This is a genomic window from Allomuricauda sp. R78024, from assembly GCF_044596045.1.
Taxonomy (GTDB): domain Bacteria; phylum Bacteroidota; class Bacteroidia; order Flavobacteriales; family Flavobacteriaceae; genus Flagellimonas.
On record NZ_CP138995.1, the window covers coordinates 2,348,269 to 2,365,774 of the forward strand.

The 17,506-nt window shown below is 36.6% G+C and carries 15 protein-coding genes and 1 other RNA gene; 5 read left to right on the plus strand and 11 right to left on the minus strand.

All coding sequences use genetic code 11. The annotated features are described in order from the left end of the window. Window positions 1-65: 65 nt before the first annotated feature. Window positions 66-1,553: a PorP/SprF family type IX secretion system membrane protein gene (locus SJY44_RS10540; protein WP_396589679.1), complete on the plus strand. Its 1,488-nt coding sequence runs from the start codon at window positions 66-68 to the stop codon at window positions 1,551-1,553. Window positions 1,554-1,562: 9 nt separating this feature from the next. Here SJY44_RS10540 and SJY44_RS10545 read toward each other — a convergent pair whose 3' ends face one another. Both SJY44_RS10545 and clpB read right to left on the minus strand, forming a co-directional pair. After that, the gene (locus SJY44_RS10545; protein WP_396589680.1) at window positions 1,563-2,159 is read right to left on the minus strand and encodes a TetR/AcrR family transcriptional regulator; all 597 of its coding nucleotides are present in this window, start codon (window positions 2,157-2,159) and stop codon (window positions 1,563-1,565) included. A 122-nt stretch (window positions 2,160-2,281) separates the two neighbouring features. Next, window positions 2,282-4,882: an ATP-dependent chaperone ClpB gene (gene clpB, locus SJY44_RS10550; RefSeq protein ID WP_396589681.1), complete on the minus strand. Its 2,601-nt coding sequence runs from the start codon at window positions 4,880-4,882 to the stop codon at window positions 2,282-2,284. Window positions 4,883-5,029: 147 nt separating this feature from the next. Here clpB and ytxJ point away from each other — a divergent pair, with 147 nt between their 5' ends. Beyond that, window positions 5,030-5,419 (plus strand): bacillithiol system redox-active protein YtxJ, encoded by a 390-nt coding sequence (ytxJ, locus tag SJY44_RS10555; protein ID WP_298925718.1) that lies wholly within the window; start codon window positions 5,030-5,032, stop codon window positions 5,417-5,419. A gap of 90 nt (window positions 5,420-5,509) precedes the next feature. Here ytxJ and SJY44_RS10560 read toward each other — a convergent pair whose 3' ends face one another. Further along, window positions 5,510-6,715 carry a hypothetical protein gene (locus SJY44_RS10560; RefSeq protein WP_298925721.1) on the minus strand — a complete coding sequence of 402 codons (1,206 nt, stop codon included), beginning with the start codon at window positions 6,713-6,715 and terminating at the stop codon, window positions 5,510-5,512. 248 nt (window positions 6,716-6,963) lie between these two features. Here SJY44_RS10560 and glyA point away from each other — a divergent pair, with 248 nt between their 5' ends. After that, a complete protein-coding gene (glyA, locus tag SJY44_RS10565) occupies window positions 6,964-8,238 on the plus strand; it encodes a serine hydroxymethyltransferase (protein WP_298925724.1) in 1,275 nt (424 codons plus the stop codon). Between the two features lie 45 nt (window positions 8,239-8,283). Here glyA and SJY44_RS10570 read toward each other — a convergent pair whose 3' ends face one another. The 8 genes from SJY44_RS10570 to SJY44_RS10605 form a co-directional block, all read right to left on the minus strand. Then, the gene (locus tag SJY44_RS10570) at window positions 8,284-8,940 is read right to left on the minus strand and encodes a hypothetical protein (RefSeq protein ID WP_298925726.1); all 657 of its coding nucleotides are present in this window, start codon (window positions 8,938-8,940) and stop codon (window positions 8,284-8,286) included. Window positions 8,941-9,115: 175 nt separating this feature from the next. Continuing rightward, window positions 9,116-9,784, minus strand: coding sequence for a histidine kinase (locus SJY44_RS10575; protein WP_298925729.1), 669 nt, complete (start codon window positions 9,782-9,784; stop codon window positions 9,116-9,118). A 24-nt stretch (window positions 9,785-9,808) separates the two neighbouring features. After that, a complete protein-coding gene (locus SJY44_RS10580) occupies window positions 9,809-11,830 on the minus strand; it encodes a sensor histidine kinase (protein WP_396589682.1) in 2,022 nt (673 codons plus the stop codon). A 426-nt stretch (window positions 11,831-12,256) separates the two neighbouring features. Next, a complete protein-coding gene (locus SJY44_RS10585) occupies window positions 12,257-12,415 on the minus strand; it encodes a hypothetical protein (protein WP_298925735.1) in 159 nt (52 codons plus the stop codon). 139 nt (window positions 12,416-12,554) lie between these two features. After that, the gene (locus tag SJY44_RS10590) at window positions 12,555-13,289 is read right to left on the minus strand and encodes a LytTR family DNA-binding domain-containing protein (protein WP_298925738.1); all 735 of its coding nucleotides are present in this window, start codon (window positions 13,287-13,289) and stop codon (window positions 12,555-12,557) included. Window positions 13,290-13,418: 129 nt separating this feature from the next. Further along, window positions 13,419-14,975, minus strand: a complete 1,557-nt coding sequence (locus SJY44_RS10595; RefSeq protein WP_396589683.1) for a hypothetical protein — start codon at window positions 14,973-14,975, stop codon at window positions 13,419-13,421. Then, window positions 14,972-15,367 (minus strand): acyl-CoA thioesterase, encoded by a 396-nt coding sequence (locus tag SJY44_RS10600; RefSeq protein ID WP_396589684.1) that lies wholly within the window; start codon window positions 15,365-15,367, stop codon window positions 14,972-14,974. Before SJY44_RS10600 ends, SJY44_RS10595 begins: the two co-directional genes overlap by 4 nt. Further along, window positions 15,367-16,416, minus strand: a complete 1,050-nt coding sequence (locus SJY44_RS10605) for a glutaminyl-peptide cyclotransferase (protein WP_396589685.1) — start codon at window positions 16,414-16,416, stop codon at window positions 15,367-15,369. The genes SJY44_RS10600 and SJY44_RS10605 overlap by 1 nt, the downstream gene beginning before the upstream one ends. A gap of 96 nt (window positions 16,417-16,512) precedes the next feature. On the opposite strand from SJY44_RS10605, the gene ffs reads away from it, so the two are divergent. Both ffs and SJY44_RS10615 read left to right on the plus strand, forming a co-directional pair. Then, window positions 16,513-16,611: signal recognition particle sRNA small type (gene ffs, locus SJY44_RS10610), an RNA gene on the plus strand. Between the two features lie 59 nt (window positions 16,612-16,670). Further along, window positions 16,671-17,480: an SDR family oxidoreductase gene (locus tag SJY44_RS10615; RefSeq protein ID WP_396589686.1), complete on the plus strand. Its 810-nt coding sequence runs from the start codon at window positions 16,671-16,673 to the stop codon at window positions 17,478-17,480. Window positions 17,481-17,506: the final 26 nt, after the last annotated feature.

Consider the following 17,506-nt stretch of genomic DNA (forward strand, 5'->3'; position numbering starts at 1 on the left):
CTAAAGGTCCCTCTTGCGTTATATTTATGATATTTAAATGTAACATTTAATTTTCATTTTCTTGTATGCTTAAGTCCTTGGTTTGTTTTCTATTGTTTTTAATGACCATATTTAGTTGGTCGCAGGAGAGGACGCTTCCTCCAGATATTAGGCAACATAACCTTACCCAATTCAATGCAAACCTATTCAATGCATCTTATGCAACAGATTGGAACAACCCAAATTCTTTTTCTATTTGGACACGTTGGCAGTGGCAAACAGTAGATGGAGACCCAACCAGCATATTTGCCAACTATACCCATCAACTTAATCAAAGGTCAGCATTGGGAATTGGCTTTTTGCAACATAATACAGGAACATTTGTAGATATTGGAGCAAATATTAATTATGCGTACACTTTTTTGTTTGACGATAATATTAAACTGACAGTTGGAGCTAACCTTTTTGGGTTTCAACAAAAATTAGCAGATGATCGTTTTGTTCCAGATCCTGATATTGATTTACCACAATTAGAGAACACCAACGAATTTATTATTCTTTTTTCTCCAGGAGTGATATTACAAGTAAACCAATTCAACCTAGGTTTGGCCGTGGAAAATGCATTGGATTTTAATTTTTCTGAGAGTGGGGGAAGTGAGGATTTAAGAATATTAACGGGAACTTTAAGTAATGATTTCCCTGTGACAATATTTTCAGGTGAGGGCAACAGTTTTATAAGACCAATAGTTTATGTGAGAGCAATACCAAATGAAGACACCCAATTTGGAATCAATGGGCTGTTTTCAACCTCTAAATTCTGGGTACAGGGAGGTTACAATAGTTTCTATGGAGTTTCTGGAGGGTTAGGGGCAACCTTTGCAAAACAGTTTTCTATTGGTGGATTATTGGAATTTGGCACGGATACCTCTTTAAGTGATGAAGACCCTACTTTTGAGTTGATTGCTTCGTATCATTTTGGGAAAACAGATAGTCGTAAAAAAGTTATTGGTTTTGATGTAGAAAAAGATGATGCATTGGCTTTGGAACGGATTAAGGCCGAAGATGAGAAGCAAAGGCGTAAGGAACTTGAGGAAAAAACAGCCATCGAACAGGAAAGACTAAAAAAAGAACAAACAGCGGATACCAAAAAAGAGCAGGAACTTTTAACTAAGCAACAATTTGAAAAAGATTCCATTGCTAAAGTCCAATTAGCAGTCTTAAAATTGCAAGAAGAACAAAAAAGACGGGATAGTATTGCTGAACTTCAAGAAGCACAAAATGTTCAAGTGAGGCCAAACGAAAAATATGAGGAAGTAGCAAACGCAGAAGGTTTAGAACCAGGATTTTATCTTATTGCCAATGTTTTTGGTACAAAGAAGTATTATGAAAACTTCATGTTGACCCTTAGGAAAAAAGGATTAGACCCAAAATCGTTCTACAGAAGTCAAAATAAATACAACTATGTGTATTTGGAGCGCTACAATAGCATGAACGAAGCCCGTAATGCTAGAGACAGTAAATTTTTTGGAAAATACCCCGATAAAATTTGGATTTTCAGGGTTAGAGGGAAATGATAATGCAGGCTATTTTTTTATTTCCTTTTGCACCAGCTGTTCTAAATAGGCAATGGTGTTTACAAGATATTTTCTATCCCTTGTCATGGTTGACATGGCTATTGCTCCTTGAAGCATGGTAAACAATTGTTTGGCAAATTGTAGCGGTGGAACGGGTAAATAGATTTCTCCTTGTTTTATACCATTTTCTAAAACCAGTGCTATTTTGCCTTCTATTTCTTTAATGGTCTCCTTAACAGCTGCTGAGAGTTGATTGTTGTTGTTTTGTGCATCTACCCCAACATTGAGAATTGGACATCCGCCAAAGGGTAGTGTAAAAACATCATATTGTCTATAGAAACGTATTAGAGAAAAAAGCTTGTCCAGTGAATTACCTTCTACGTTCAATTTTTCATCAACAACAGACAAAAGATGGTTGCGGTTATATTCAAAAGCGGATAATGCCAGTGCTTCCTTGTTTTCAAAATTGCCATAAATGGCACCTTTGGTAAGTCCGGTTGCTTCAGTAAGGTCGCTCATACTGGTACCCACATATCCAAATTTATTAAAAATAGGTGCAACAGTCTCTATAATATATGCTGTGGTACGTTCTGCTTTTTTGGTCATAGTGGTTCTGGCTGATACGTGGCTGTTGCTAATATATAAAAAACATATACTGTATGGTATTTTAAAAAAGCAAATGCCCTCACTTTTAACAAAATAAGGGCATTAATAAGTTGAAAATTAGATTATTTCACCAATTCATTTTGATTTCTAAAGACAAGTTGCTCGTCAAATGAATCAAGAAGGACAATACTTTCAGCTTTTATCTTACCTGAAAGCAATTCTTTGGACAAATTGTTCAAGACCTCTTTTTGGATCAGTCTTTTTACAGGTCTTGCCCCAAATTGGGGATCATATCCTTTTTCTGCCAGGTAATCAATGGCCTCTTCTGTGGCATCCAAGGTAATATGTTGCTTGGAAACCATTTTTTTCAATTGTTCTAATTGTAATCCAACAATCTCTCTAATATTGGATTTATCCAGCGGAGTAAACATAATGATATCATCTATCCTGTTTAAAAACTCAGGACGAATTGTTTTTCGCAATAACCCCATGACCTCAACGCGTGCGGCACTAGCTGCACTTTCCACATCAACCACATCTTCAAACTTTTCTTGGATTATTTGACTACCCATATTACTTGTCATGATAATAATGGAGTTCTTAAAGTCAGCAACACGGCCTTTATTATCTGTCAATCTACCTTCATCTAAAACCTGCAGAAGAATGTTGAACGTGTCTGGATGCGCTTTTTCAATTTCATCTAAGAGCACTACAGAATAAGGTTTCCTTCTTACGGCTTCTGTCAGTTGACCACCTTCATCATAGCCAACATATCCAGGAGGTGCACCCACCAATCTGCTTATAGAATGGCGCTCTTGATATTCACTCATATCTATACGCGTTATTGCATTCTCATCATCAAACAAATAGGCTGCTAGCGTTTTTGCCAACTCGGTTTTCCCAACTCCAGTGTTTCCTAAAAATAGGAAAGAACCAATGGGCTTTTTTACATCTTGTAAACCTGCTCTACTTCTTCTAATGGCATCAGATACGGCAACTATTGCTTCTTCTTGACCCACAACGCGTTTATGCAAAACATCTTCTAATTGTAAAAGCTTTTCACGTTCGCTTTGCAACATTTTAGTCACTGGAATACCAGTCCATTTGGCTACTACCTCTGCTATATCCTCATTGGTCACCTCTTCTTTAATGAGTGTTCCAGCACTTTGCTGATTGGCCAATTCATCTTGCAATTGTTCCAGTTTTTCTTGGGATTCTTTTATTTTCCCATAGCGTAGCTCTGCTACTTTGCCATAGTCTCCATTACGCTCAGCACGTTCCGCTTCCAGTTTAAAGTTTTCAATATCCTGTTTGGTTTTCTGTATGTTGTCCACAACCGTCTTTTCGCTTTCCCATTTAGCAAAAACTTCGTTTCGCTCTTCCTTGATATTGGCAAGTTCTAGGTTTAAACTTTGCAGCTTGGCTTTGTCATTCTCGCGCTTTATGGCTTCAATCTCAATTTCCAACTGCATAATTTTTCTGTCCAGCACATCTAACTCTTCTGGCTTGGAATTGATTTCCATCCTTAGTTTAGAGGCAGCTTCGTCCATAAGGTCAATTGCCTTATCTGGTAGAAAACGATTTGTGATGTAACGTTGTGAAAGTTCTACGGCAGAAATTACCGCTTCATCTTTGATACGCACTTTATGATGCGCTTCATATTTTTCCTTAATACCTCTTAGTATAGAAATGGCACTCTCTGTATCAGGTTCATCTATCACCACTTTTTGGAACCTACGCTCCAGCGCTTTGTCTTTCTCAAAGTACTTTTGATATTCATCCAAAGTGGTTGCACCAATAGCTCTAAGTTCACCTCGCGCTAATGCTGGCTTTAGAATATTGGCGGCATCCATGGCTCCTTGACCGCCACCGGCACCTACAAGGGTGTGTATCTCATCTATAAAGAGTACTATATCTCCATCTGAAGAAGTAACTTCTTTGATTACAGATTTTAAACGCTCTTCAAATTCACCCTTGTATTTTGCCCCAGCAATGAGCGCTCCCATATCCAAAGAATAAATGGTCTTGTTCTTTAGGTTTTCAGGAATGTCCCCTTGCACTATTCTGTGGGCCAATCCTTCGGCAATTGCGGTTTTACCAACTCCTGGTTCACCAACTAGCATAGGGTTGTTCTTTGTTCTTCTTGATAGAATCTGTAAAACCCTTCTAATTTCCTCATCCCTTCCAATTACCGGATCAAGCTTGCCACTGTCTGCAAGTTGATTTAGGTTCTTTGCGTATTTATCCAGCGAATTGTAAGTGTCTTCAGCACTTTGCGAGGTCACTTTTCCACCTTTTCGCAATTCTTGAATAGCTGCGTTCAAGTCTTTTTCCGTTACCCTTTGGTCTTTTAGAATTTGCGATATTTTACTCTTGGATTTGAAAATAGCAAGCAGTAGATGTTCTATCGACACAAATTCATCATCTTGCTTTTTTGCAATAATACTCGCTTCATTCAAGGCTTTTCCTGCTTCTCTTGAAAGCATTATTTCTCCTCCAGATACCTTAGAGAAACTTTCTAATTCCTTTTCAAGGATTTGGTTGAGAAGTGCTGTATTGACATTTAGTTTTTTTAGAATAAATGGCAATACATTTTCGTCTACTTCGGAGATAGCCTTAAATAGATGTTCGTTTTCTATCTGTTGATGTCCAAGCTCTTGGGCAAGCTGCTGTGCTTGCTGTATGGCTTCTTGTGATTTTATAGTATAATTGTTGAAATTCATTTTCAATTGTTTTTATTTCTAACAATTCAACAACCTTACCATTGAGGAGATACAGTCAAAATGTCGCTAAAAGCCTGAAAACAAAGGACATTTCGTCAGTTTTGTAAGCTTTTTGTTCTTAATCGACATAACTATTAAATTTGTGACATGGGAATATTTGATAGTGTATTTGGAAAGAAAGATGATTCGGTAAGAGAGGAAAAACAAATTCCTTGGATTCCTTTGGTGTCGGTTGGGCAATTAGATGAAATTGCTGAAAAATCCAAAACACAAACGCAACTTATTTTTAAGCATTCAACTACTTGCGGTATTAGTCGAATGGTACTGAACATGTTCACAGGATCTTATTCTCTTGGAGAAGAGCATGATATTTACTTTTTAGACCTACATGCCCATAGAGATGTCTCAAATGAGGTGCAATACAAGTTTCAGGTCATGCATCAATCTCCACAACTTTTGATTATTAAAAATGGAGAAGTAACATACCATACTTCACATGGAGCCATTGCCGATACTGATTTGGCCCAACATGTTTAAGGAAAGGGTATGGTTGGTTCGAGCGCAGTCGAGAACTTTATGGAATGAATTTATCCGGTGTTGCCCAACTCCGCTCGCTTCAACCTAGAATTAATCGTTATAATGATTCCTGGCAATAAACTGATTTTGGGTAAGGATTGATTTCAACCTTGCCTTTAGATCTTCACCAGCGTCATATACCATTTGTTCATTGCTGGGAAATGGCACTGACCTAATATCCAACAAAGGAATCAAATCTATATCTAAAGCTCTTTTATCTCCTTTGTAATTTGCATATATATGTTCAAAAACAAACTCACTAGATAGGGGGTAAGAGTTAATTTCCTGTCCATTAGATAAATCCGTAAGACTTACTTTTGCTCCAATTTGAGCTGCTTTAAACTGTGTAAACTGATAAAAGTTACAACGTACTGTTCTAAACTTGTCTACTTTAATCTGGTCGCCCAAACTATCTTTTACAGCATTCCCTTGCTCATCTAATAGGAACTCATAACCGTCCTTAATCTGTCTTTCTTTTACGATTTGCTTTTCGTTTACACGTTCTGGTGAAATGTTTATTTCCCTAAAGTTTACATTCAATGCATAATCGTATTTAACGTTAGACAATGGGTTTGCATGGTACTCAGTCCAAAAATCGTTAATTCCAAAGGCATTGAAATCCAACAACTCATCTTCCAGACGCTCTGGAATGATTTGTTCTGTTTCATTTCCGATTTCTACTTTCACATAGTCCAATCCTTTAGTATAGGCCTGATCCATCTTGGCAACGGTCTCCTTATATCCAGGATTAATATCTTGCAGATACTTCAATTCGTTATATGCAGACCTGTAATCTACCTTTTCACGAGCGGATGTCAACAAGCCTGATGCATTATTGTACAAATAGTTTGATAACTCATTTTTGGTTGCAAGAATATTTGAGTCATAATTGGCAAATCCAAAAGAAGCATTTCTTCCCTCATCTTTTACAAACAATGGTAGAAGCGGTCTAATGCGCTGTTGAAGGCTTTTTAACTTCAAATATTTATTGTAAATAGCTTCCAGATTGGCTGGATTTCCATCTCGTTGTAAAAAGACGATTTCCTCTTCCTCACGTTGAGCATTCTTTTCAAAAGCATCTTCAAGCATTAGAATATAAGCTTGGTTGCCTTTTTTTGTCTTGTTTTCTGCCAAGTTTTTAATGGCCTTGTTCATAGCGGAAACATAGTTGCCACTATTTAAAGCTTCTTGGGTTTTCTTTACTCCGCCACAGGCTGCAAGTAAAGTCAATATACTAATGAGTAATAGTTTTTTCATGGCTTTTGATTTTATCGGTTTTCATATGGTTTTCAACAGCCGTGCCAAAAACCTACATTCTATTAACGAAAAAGGACAAACGGTAGTATAATATCGATAAAAGACATAAAAAAAATATTTTTAGAGCAGTTTTAGAATTCCTTCATTATTGTTAATTGTTGTTTGATAAAATCAATTTTTACAACATTTTTTTTCGATTTAATTAGCTATTCTATTCGTAATTTTAGCACTTCTTAATTTGAAAACAAATGCAAAGAGACCACGAGATTTTTGAACTGATAGCCCAGGAGGAAGAACGTCAGATAGAAGGTATAGAACTTATAGCTTCTGAGAATTTTACCAGTCCCCAAGTTATGGAGGCCGCAGGCTCAGTTTTAACAAATAAATACGCTGAAGGCTATCCTGGGAAACGTTATTACGGTGGTTGTGAGGTAGTTGATGAGGTAGAGCAATTGGCTATTGACCGTGCCAAAGAACTTTTTGGCGCAGTATATGCCAACGTTCAACCACATTCTGGTTCTCAAGCAAATGCGGCGGTATACCATGCTTGTTTAAAGCCTGGGGATACCATTCTAGGTTTTGATTTGTCACATGGAGGTCATTTAACCCATGGCTCCCCGGTAAATTTCTCTGGTAGATTATACAATCCTGTTTTTTATGGGGTAGATAAAGAGACGGGAACTTTAAATTACGATAAGATTCAAGAGATTGCGACTAAAGAGCAACCTAAATTGATTATAGCAGGAGCATCAGCATATTCTCGAGATATGGACTTTAAGCGATTTAGAGAAATTGCAGATAGTGTAAATGCCATATTGCTTGCAGATATCTCGCACCCGGCAGGATTGATTGCCAAAGGTATTATGAACGACCCTATTCCTCATTGTCATATTGTTACTACAACTACACATAAAACTTTAAGAGGCCCTAGAGGAGGTTTAATCTTAATGGGAGAGAATTTTGAAAACCCTTTTGGCATTCGTCTTAAAAACGGAAATCTGCGTAAAATGTCTGGGTTATTGGATTTGGCTGTTTTTCCAGGAAATCAAGGTGGCCCATTGGAGCATATTATAGCTGCCAAGGCAATTGCCTTTGGTGAAGCACTTTCTGATGACTTCTTACATTATATGTTACAGGTAAAGAAAAATGCAGATGCTATGGCAAAAGCATTCGTGAAAAGAGATTATAAGGTTATCTCTGATGGAACAGATAATCATATGATGTTGATTGACCTTAGAAACAAGAACATAACAGGAAAAGACGCCGAGAAAGCTTTAGAGGGGGCTGCTATTACAGCCAACAAAAATATGGTGCCTTTTGATGATCAATCTCCTTTTATCACTTCTGGAATTAGATTTGGAACCCCTGCAATTACTACTCGAGGCCTAAAAGAAGCGGATATGGAAACCATAGTAGGCTTTATAGATGAGGTTATAACGAATCCAGGGAATGAGGAACATCTTGAGCAAATAAGAAAAAAGGTCAATGACTTAATGAAGTCAAGACCTTTATTTAACGCTTAGAAACTGCGGGATGTACTTAGGTTAAGCCTAAGGTTTAAAAATAGTTTAATCCAATAGGAAAAAATCTTCTTTACGAAGTTGTTTTGTTTTGAGATTGTACACGATTACGTCATGTTGTAAATCGTCGTCAAAATATAGGCCCCAATACTCAAAATAACCTTTTTTGCTTTTTTCCAAAGCTAAAACACTTCGCGTGTGATCTTCAAAAACGGGAACGAAAATCTCATATGGCATTTCTGTTAATCCCTTGGTGAGATACACAAAATGCGCACTTGTTTTGAATATTATTGCGGCCAATTGTTCGGGGATACTATACTCACTGATTCTAGAAACGACAATAGAAGTATCCCTAAAGTGTAAAGAAAGTTCAGCGATGTCAATTGAATTGTTGTTATCATCACTCAGCTTTTGAAAAGCTGCATCAAATGAAGGTATACGTTTTTCACCTTCTACATCGCACGAAAAACCTCCCCAATTTCCTTTGTTAAAATGATGAAGACTTTCTGTAAGCCCAAAATTACAATATAAGTTCAGAATTAAATCGGTCTTCCCATTACTAGTATGGTAGTGGCATTGTACTTTTACCTCTGCATAAAAATCTTTTTCCAAGACTTTAATAAAATCGTCCAGCCCATCAGCGGTGACAAAAGCTTTTAGGCCATCAAGAGGGAAATTCGGATTGACTTTTTTCTGGAATGGCATACTCAACGGATTGCATAGTTGTTCTAAATCAAAGTTAAAGCGAATCTTTTTTTTTGGATTGAAGGAAAACCTTAAAAATTCTGGGGGTTTTCTCCTATTTGAGTCTTTTTTATGGCAAAAAAGCTGAAAAGTGGCCAAAATCTGACTAAAAACAGCTCTATAGGTGCGCTGGGAATTATATAAAACCTCTGTTTTTTGCGGCTAAAATCAAGGCAAGGTCATTCTCATTCTCGGTACCGAAAAGTGATTTCAAATGACGCTTTCTATTTTCAATAGAAGAAGGAGATAGCCTTATGTAATGTTCCAAATCTTTGTTTTTGGTGCCTATGGAAAGATGGTATAATATCTTTTTGTCTTTTTCATCCAAACTAATATCATTGGTCATTTTCTTTCTAATGGCAGAAAGCGCTTTGGATGAATAATATGGAGGATTTAATGTAATGGTCTTAACGGCATCTTCCAATGTTTTTGGGTCTATATCTGTTTTTACCAAATACCCGTCTGGGTCAACAGTTTTAAGAATGCTGTTTATTCTATAGTTATCACTAAAAGAGGACATGAAGGCAATCTTGGTTTCTGGCACCAATTTACGGGCCAAAACCCCTAAATCTTCTCCAGTATGAGGTTGGTCCTCATTGGGCGGAAACAATTGTACATCTAAAAACAAAATGTCATACTTAAACGAATTCACAGAATCCTCAATAAGTTTTCTGCCCATTTCATAGGTATTGGCGGTATCAACAATAATACTATGACCTTCAAAGACAATGCGCTCAAGGATAAACTTGTACCCAAGCATGGTCATCTCATGATCATCTATCGCTAATATTCGTAGTGTCTTCATACCGGGTTGATTTAAAATTTAAGATTAGACATTCAATACTTCTTTACGCGCTACAGTGCCATTTAGATTATCTAATCTTATATAATTGCTAGGTAATGAAACGGTAACGGTTGTTCCTTTACCTTTTTTACTGTTAATATCTAATGTACCTTTTACTTTTTTAACTCTTGATACCACATTTCGCAAGCCAATACCGCGTTTTCCTTTGTTTATATCAAAACCAACACCATCATCTGTAATCGTCAATTTTAGTACATGATCTTCTGTACTGAAATTTATTTTAGCATTTTCACACTTTGCATGTTTAACGCAGTTTTGCAGCGATTCCTGGACAATTCTGTAGGCGTTGATTTTTATATCGCCCTCCAAATCATCCCAATCTACATTTTCGTCATAAGTAAAAGAACAGGTAATCCCTGAAGATTCACTTATGGTGCTTATAAGGTCATCCAGAGATACAATAAAGTTATAAAATTTTTGATAAGAAGCATCACTAAGTTCGTGCGAAATCGTTCTTATTTCCTCTTCCAATTCTCTTAGTTTTTCAATAAGACTGGCTCTTTGTTCCACCGATGCTTCGTCGTCTTTATCATTTAATCCACTAAGAATCAATCTAATGCCTAGCATTTGACCTAAAATCCCATCATGTAGTTCTTCTGATACACGTTTTTGCTCCAGTTGTTTGCCTTCCTCAAACTTACCCTGTTGCGAAAGCATTAGGTTGTAAATCTCTTGATTGCTCTCTTGTTGTTTTTGTTGAAATTTTAGCCTGTTGTTGCTTATACGCTGCCAGATAATGGTAAAAAGCGCAATTCCTAGAAGTATAAGTCCCAATACGACCCCAATCCATATCTGTTTTTGGCGAGCCAACGACTCGTTTTCTTGAATTACCTCATCTGTTTCTAAACGGATACGCGCAAATTTATCACGGATGGCCCGTTCCTCATCTTTTATTTTTTCACTTAACTCATAGTACTCATTGGAATAGGCGACAGCATTTTCACTATCTAAATGAGTTAATAATCGGAGCACCTTTAAATGTTGATCGTTGTTAGAAGTTTCTTTTGCCAATATCATTGATTCTTTTGCATATTTTCTGGCATTTGTGGTATCTCCTTGATAAACTAAAAGCTCTGCAAAATACTGTTTGGCCCTCGCTTGATCGACGGAAAAACCAATGCTATCGTTTATACCAATAGACTTGGTCAGCAAGTTGTTAGCCTCAACAACGTTTCTTCTGCCTTTGAATATTGCATAACCTTGGCTGGCCAAAACTGTGGAGTATAGTAAGGGATTTTCTCTTCTTAAGTTTTTATCCGTATAAAGTTCGATATAATTTTTTTCTGCTTTTGAATATTCTTTATTTATCAGGAATCCATTTGCTATATTGTTTCTATTTTCCCAAAAATATACTTGCTTATTATTAGATTTGAATTTGTCAATATAAGAGCCAGCTTTAGTGTAATATTCTAAAGATTTTTCAGAATTATTCATACCACCGGCTATAATCCCCAATATATTATTACAATTATAAATTCTCTTGTAATCTTTCAAATTTTCAAAAATCCTCAGTGCTTCGGTAATATTCACTTCTGCTCCCAAGTAATCCTTAAAATAGTCTTGGATTCTCCCCATACTATATAATATTCTACCTCTTAATGAAAGTGATGTTGAGTCAACCGGTAAATTATTAAAACTTTTGTTTGCCTTTTTATAATGAAAATAAGCGCTGTCCATAACACCGTAAGACTTAAAAAAAGATGCCAAATCCCAATGGGATTCTCCGAGAGCCTTGTATATTTTATCTTTGTTGGATAAATCCAAAACTTGTTGATTCATCTTTCTAAATTTGATTGAATCTTGTAGTTTTTTATACGCCAAAGAAATTCTGGAAAGATGATCTAAACGGACGGTATCATTAGAAAGCTGATTAGCTTTTTTTGATGCTTTCTCTAAGTACTGCTTCCTTTGATTTAGATGAAGTTGTGCACTATCTCGAGCTATATTGATCCAGCTGTTTATTACTTCGGATTCTGGAGTAATCATAGTTTCTCCATTTGTGGATTGCTTTCCACAGCAACAGAAAAGAATAGAAAGTAGTATTAAACACTTGTTTTTCAAATTAATGCGTAAAAAAGTAGGTAATAATTTATTTTCTTTTACTACAAGGTAAAAAAAAAGCCCCAGACCAGATAAGATTTGAGGCTATGTTTCAAGATTGTCAGAATTTATAGTTCTCGATCATCATCAAGAGCGGATTTCAAAATAGGGAAACTATTTTTTGAAATAAAATCTCCAACATTGTTTTGCTTGAGAAATGTTTCATTAGTTTTTAAAATTGTCACATCATTTAAATTGGAGGAATCTTTATGATTGGAACCTTTAGTACAAGATAGTATACAAAGGCAAACATGTATTACGACAATTTTAGATAGAAACCTTCTCATCTAATTATAATAAACATTTTTATTGTTATCTGTCATCATCTTGAGCAGAATCTCCTCCAGTTGCATCCTGATCCTCTAATTCAGCCATTAGGTTTTCTGTTTCTTGTACATCAGTTTCTGCTTCGCAAGAAAACATTCCAAAAGTCATTACTGCAATTGCCAAAATACTTAGCGTCTTTTTCATAATATTAGGTTTTAAGGTTAGAACTTTAGGTTCATGGCAGCAAGATATCCAGCACAAGTGTGTAGCTGCACAATGCCACAAATGTTTTAGTATTTGTAGCAGTTCTATTAGAATTCTATGAAAAACTGTGAGAATTAACTTAATTAAGGGCCTTAATGGACGCTTTGGAGAGCATTTCTTTCAAAGTATCTACCTTTCCTTTATAGGTCTTGGAGAATGGCAGCTCTTGTTCGTTCTCATTGCGTAAGGTGCAAATGGATTTACCGTAATTAATACGCGAGACATACCGGCTATTTAAAATATAGCTTTGGTGAATTCGAATAAAACTTTCAGGAAGCTTTTCCTCAAATGACTTTAAAGTTTTAAAAGCACTTACCACATTGCCATCTCTCATGAAAAAGTCCGTAGCGTTGTTGTCGGACTTTAGATACAAAATGTCATTGGTGTCTAAATAGTGATAATCATTATAGGTTTTTAGACAGATCGTGGAGGGCATATTTTGTTTAGGATGCATTTTGCGTAAACGCATTACACTCTTGCGAACGTCAAATTCGTTGTGGGGGAGAATCCAATAATCAAAAAAACCACTTTTAATGGCATTATAGGCGTACTTTTTTGTTGTTGAAAAACCAATTACAATTGGAAGTTTCTGCATGAATTGGTTTAGCTCCGTTATCATTTGAAAGTAAGCCATGCCATCTTCAACCAGATTTACAAAAACCACATCTGGTGTAAATTTTAAAATGGTGTTTAACCCTTCTTCTGGATTTTGGGCAGTACCCATACAAGTGAAATCACCATACTCTTGCAAATAAAGTTGCAATTGCAGCTTTGTAGTAGCGTTAGAATCTATTATAGCGTAAGTATAGTCCATTTGTAAAGTACTGGGTGCAAGTTACTAACGTGTGAAAAGAACTCATTGCAGTTTTCCCTTAAAAAAACTAGGGATTTCCCGTAAAATCAATGGTTTTTTGTTAAATAACAGCGGACTTTCCCTAAAAGGTTAATTGTTCACAACATTTTCGTAAGCCCCAAGATCAGGGTTTTGGGTTCTATCTATCCCTAAAATGTCTGTTGGAATTAGAGGGATGACATTAGGGTCGGCGATGTCCAAAGCAGCGGAATTCATCCCTATTTGAAATTGATTTTCAAAAGGTGCTGTAAAATCTGCATCTTGGTTAAAGATTATATTCTGATATAACCCTACATCTTCAAAATTGTATAAAGGATTGTCTGTAAATTGATTGTTTGAATCATTGAACCGTAAGAGACAATTTTTAAAACTAAAATTAAAAGCCGCATTGGTATCTTGTTGTAACGAAAGTTCAATGGATTGGGTACCATCAATTATGCAGTTGATGAAATCTGCATTTTCCAAATCTCTGAGAACGATTTCCCCTGCAGCAGATTGCATAAAGTTATCTAGTGCTAGGGTTACTCCAGAACGGAAGCCATTGTTCCAATAATTGGCTAAAGTGCAATGTGTAAAACTGTATTTTCCGCCAGAGTTCCCATGGAATGAAACATTACCAGCACCACCCAGCACCGTGTTTTCAGCAACTATATTTGCTTTAGTGGCCCAAAGGTTACTATCTAAACTATTATAAACCTGTGAGTTCCTTAATGATAGGGTAGGAGTGGCCAAGACATTGTCGCCATCCACTCGCAGCCCAACTGTTGCATTTTTTAGTGTGAGGTAAGAAATACTATTATTAATGCTTCCTTCCCTTAACCAAATGGTTCCCCACTGTCCGGGTTCTGAAGCATAAGATGATTCTAGGCGATCACCCTCAAAAACAACTTCATTTTCCAATAGTTCTTGGTCTTCACTCAAAAGTCCATTTACCTGCATGGAAGCACCTGAGTTTACCAAAAGTCCGGAGTTTTTATGAAAATGTACACGAGCGCCTGCTTCAATGGATAAGACGTTGCCATCTGACACCGCCGCATACCCGTAAATCACATAGGGCTTTTCATTGGTAAAGAGCAGTTCATCTGGTTCTAGAAGAAAGCCTTCAATTCTGATCTCATTCCCTTCTTCATCCAGACCAAGTACTATGGTCTCCTTGGTGCCATTTGGCAATTCTCTTGGATACAAAAAGACAGCATCTTTTACCAAAGTAACCAATGGTATTTCCTGAGTATTGGCGCCATTGCCAAAAAGGATATCATCGGTATATAAAAACTCGTTTTCAAAGGTTTGGGCAACGTCAAAAGTTGTTTCAATAAAGACAAAAAGACTATCCTTGGCCAATAATGGTACATCATTGAATTCTTTTCCTGCCAGGCCATCAACATTAAGCCTATAACTGCTGTTCTGCCCACTTTCCAATCCAATAAAGGGGATTAGAATATCATCATTGCTTCTATTGTATACTTTTAAGGTATAAGTACTGCTTCCAATATTAGTGAAAATGGTATCCAAGAAAACGGTGTCTTTGGAAAACTCTAGATTACCGGTGCTAGGGGCATAGTCAAAATCTTTGCGGCAAGAGCTCCATGAAATTGCAAGAGCAAGCCCTAAAACTATCGCGATTAATTTTGCATACCAACGGTTCACACTTTAATGAATAAATTTTGAATCGATTCTGGAACGCGTTTTGGTCTAAACGTTTTAGCGTCCAAAAGGCACCATTCTGTAGAAGCGTTAACTAAAAGTTGCCCTGTTTTATTGTTTCTTATCTCCACAACTCTTATGGATAATGGCCCCTTTGTGTTTTTTATATAGGTGGTCACTTCAATAGGGTCGTTTAGCTTTGCAGGCTTTGCATAGTTGATATTGTGGCTTTTAACTACCCAGACAATCTCATTTCTAATAGCTTCATCCACAACTTCTAACCAATGGTTTTTTGATATTTCTAGAATCCATTCAATATACCTTATGTTGTTTACATGGTTAAGGTCATCAAGATCTTCTTTTACAACCTTAAAGGTTTCTTTGTAGTGCTGCATTAGCTTTTTTTGCGGATTTTCACCTCGAAAAGCTTATTCCAATTTTTGCCCGTTACAAAAAAAGTTTCTCTTTCTTTATTGTAAGCAACGCCGTTGAGAACAGAATTGCCCTCATCCCATTGAGGGCCTTTATCCACTTTGTTTTTTAGGCCTCCAAAATTTATGACACCTTCAATGGCGCCTGAGGTCGCATCAATAATCATCATGCTTTCCTTTTGGTAAACATTCGCATAAATTTTTCCATCTACATATTCCAGCTCATTGGCCATATTAAATATTGATTTGTTGGTCACGGTTTCTATATAGCCTTGTTCCTCAAGGGTAGTGGGGTCCAAAAACCATATTTTTTCCGTTCCATCGCTTTTGTACAATCGCTTTCCATCATTACAAAGGCCCCAGCCTTCGCGACTTTCACCGTAACTGAAATTTTGGATTTTCGCTAAGTTTGATGGGTTGTAAACATAGCCTAGTCCACTTTGCCAAGTCAGTTGGTATAGCTTATCATTCAGGAGGGTGATGCCTTCTCCAAATACGGTTTTGTCCAAATCTATTTTTTGAAGAATTTCCCCTGTTTCAAAATTTACTTTCCTTATTGTAGAAGCTCCTTTCTTTCCTGTACTTTCATAAAGAACCCCATTATAGAATTCTAGCCCTTGGGTGTAAGCCGTTGGATCATGAGAGTAGGTGTTAACAATCTCATAAGTATAAACTTCTGGCGCTTTTTCAGCCAAGAGTTTAATCTTTTTTTGAATTTCTACAGTCTGATTTTCAATACCAATCTTTGCGGTCAACACTTTATTTCCCAGAGTAGGTAGGTCTAGTTTTAACTTTCCATTGGTTAATTGTAATTCTCGACCATCAATAAAATAAACCGGATCTGTTATTTCAATGTTCTTTTTGTTTTTGATGGCAACCCCAACTTCTTGGTTTTGTTGAAACTTATTTTTATTTCCTTCAAGTTGAATACCAAAGAGTTTGGCAGGGTCTTTATCTCCTCCGCAAGCCATAAAAAAGAGTAAGAATCCGTAGACTGATAGTAGCTTTGTCATAGTTATTAAAACGTGTTTCATATTAAACAAGCTTGGTCATCGAAATTAAGAATGTAATATGATTGCAGCAAATTTAAAAGGTCGTATATTTGCATTTGGCAAGTCCTACACGACCAGCTCCTGCAAAATCCCCCAGGGCGGGAACGCAGCAAGGGTATGTGGTCGTAGCGGTGCGATGTAGGTAGCTTGCCTTTTTTTGTTCCCTAAATTCTCTTGAATTTGGGACTATTATTTTACAATTTTAAACCGTGAAAATGGATAGAAAAGTTGTTTTAATAACCGGAGGTTCTTCTGGCATTGGCAAGTCTATAGGGACCTATTTAACTTCCAAAGATTTTAAAGTATACGGTACTACAAGAAATCTAAAAAACTATCCAGATTTTAATGCTTTTGAGCTTTTACAGTTAGATGTAAAGTTGCCTGACAGTATTGAAAAAGCTGTTTCCGAAATTATTTCTAAAGAAGGAAGACTGGATGTTTTGGTCAACAATGCTGGAGTTGGTATTACAGGACCTATTGAAGAAACACCTCATGAAGAAATACAGAATGTTTTTGATATAAATTTTCATGGCCCAGTACATGTTATGAAAGCTGTTTTGCCGCAGATGCGGAAGCAAGGCGGGGGAAAAGTTATCAATATAACCTCCATTGCAGGATACATGGGTTTGCCGTTTAGGGGATATTATTCGGCATCAAAAGGAGCATTGGGGTTAATTACGGAAGCTTTACGGATGGAAGTCAAGGATTTTGGGATTTCCATTACTAATCTTGCTCCGGGTGATTTTGCCACTAACATTGCAGCTGGAAGGTACCATTCACCAGTTGTAGATGGTTCTCCTTACCAAGAGGTTTACCAAAAATCATTGGATTTAATGAATGAACATGTTGATGCTGGTGGTGATCCAATACAGGTTGCGGAGAAAATTTATGCAATAATTCAAAAAGAAAATCCGAAAGTACATTACCCGGTAGGTGAATTTATGCAAAGACTTTCGCTCTTTCTAAAGAAAATTTTACCGGACAAAATATACGAGAAACTTCTTCTCAATCATTACAAGTTATAAAGTGATGGCATGTTTTTTGATAAATG

Excerpts from the sequence above, each read along its gene's own strand:
- SJY44_RS10600 (WP_396589684.1), bottom strand. The coding sequence starts at position 15,367 with ATGCAGCACTACAAAGAAACCTTTAAGGTTGTAAAAGAAGATCTTGAT.
- SJY44_RS10575 (WP_298925729.1), bottom strand. The coding sequence starts at position 9,784 with ATGAAGACACTACGAATATTAGCGATAGATGATCATGAGATGACCATG.
- SJY44_RS10605 (WP_396589685.1), bottom strand. The coding sequence starts at position 16,416 with ATGACAAAGCTACTATCAGTCTACGGATTCTTACTCTTTTTTATGGCT.
- clpB (WP_396589681.1), bottom strand. The coding sequence starts at position 4,882 with ATGAATTTCAACAATTATACTATAAAATCACAAGAAGCCATACAGCAA.
- SJY44_RS10540 (WP_396589679.1), top strand. The coding sequence starts at position 66 with ATGCTTAAGTCCTTGGTTTGTTTTCTATTGTTTTTAATGACCATATTT.
- SJY44_RS10580 (WP_396589682.1), bottom strand. The coding sequence starts at position 11,830 with ATGATTACTCCAGAATCCGAAGTAATAAACAGCTGGATCAATATAGCT.
- ytxJ (WP_298925718.1), top strand. The coding sequence starts at position 5,030 with ATGGGAATATTTGATAGTGTATTTGGAAAGAAAGATGATTCGGTAAGA.
- SJY44_RS10590 (WP_298925738.1), bottom strand. The coding sequence starts at position 13,289 with ATGGACTATACTTACGCTATAATAGATTCTAACGCTACTACAAAGCTG.
- SJY44_RS10545 (WP_396589680.1), bottom strand. The coding sequence starts at position 2,159 with ATGACCAAAAAAGCAGAACGTACCACAGCATATATTATAGAGACTGTT.
- SJY44_RS10570 (WP_298925726.1), bottom strand. The coding sequence starts at position 8,940 with ATGCCATTCCAGAAAAAAGTCAATCCGAATTTCCCTCTTGATGGCCTA.
- SJY44_RS10615 (WP_396589686.1), top strand. The coding sequence starts at position 16,671 with ATGGATAGAAAAGTTGTTTTAATAACCGGAGGTTCTTCTGGCATTGGC.
- SJY44_RS10560 (WP_298925721.1), bottom strand. The coding sequence starts at position 6,715 with ATGAAAAAACTATTACTCATTAGTATATTGACTTTACTTGCAGCCTGT.
- SJY44_RS10585 (WP_298925735.1), bottom strand. The coding sequence starts at position 12,415 with ATGAAAAAGACGCTAAGTATTTTGGCAATTGCAGTAATGACTTTTGGA.
- glyA (WP_298925724.1), top strand. The coding sequence starts at position 6,964 with ATGCAAAGAGACCACGAGATTTTTGAACTGATAGCCCAGGAGGAAGAA.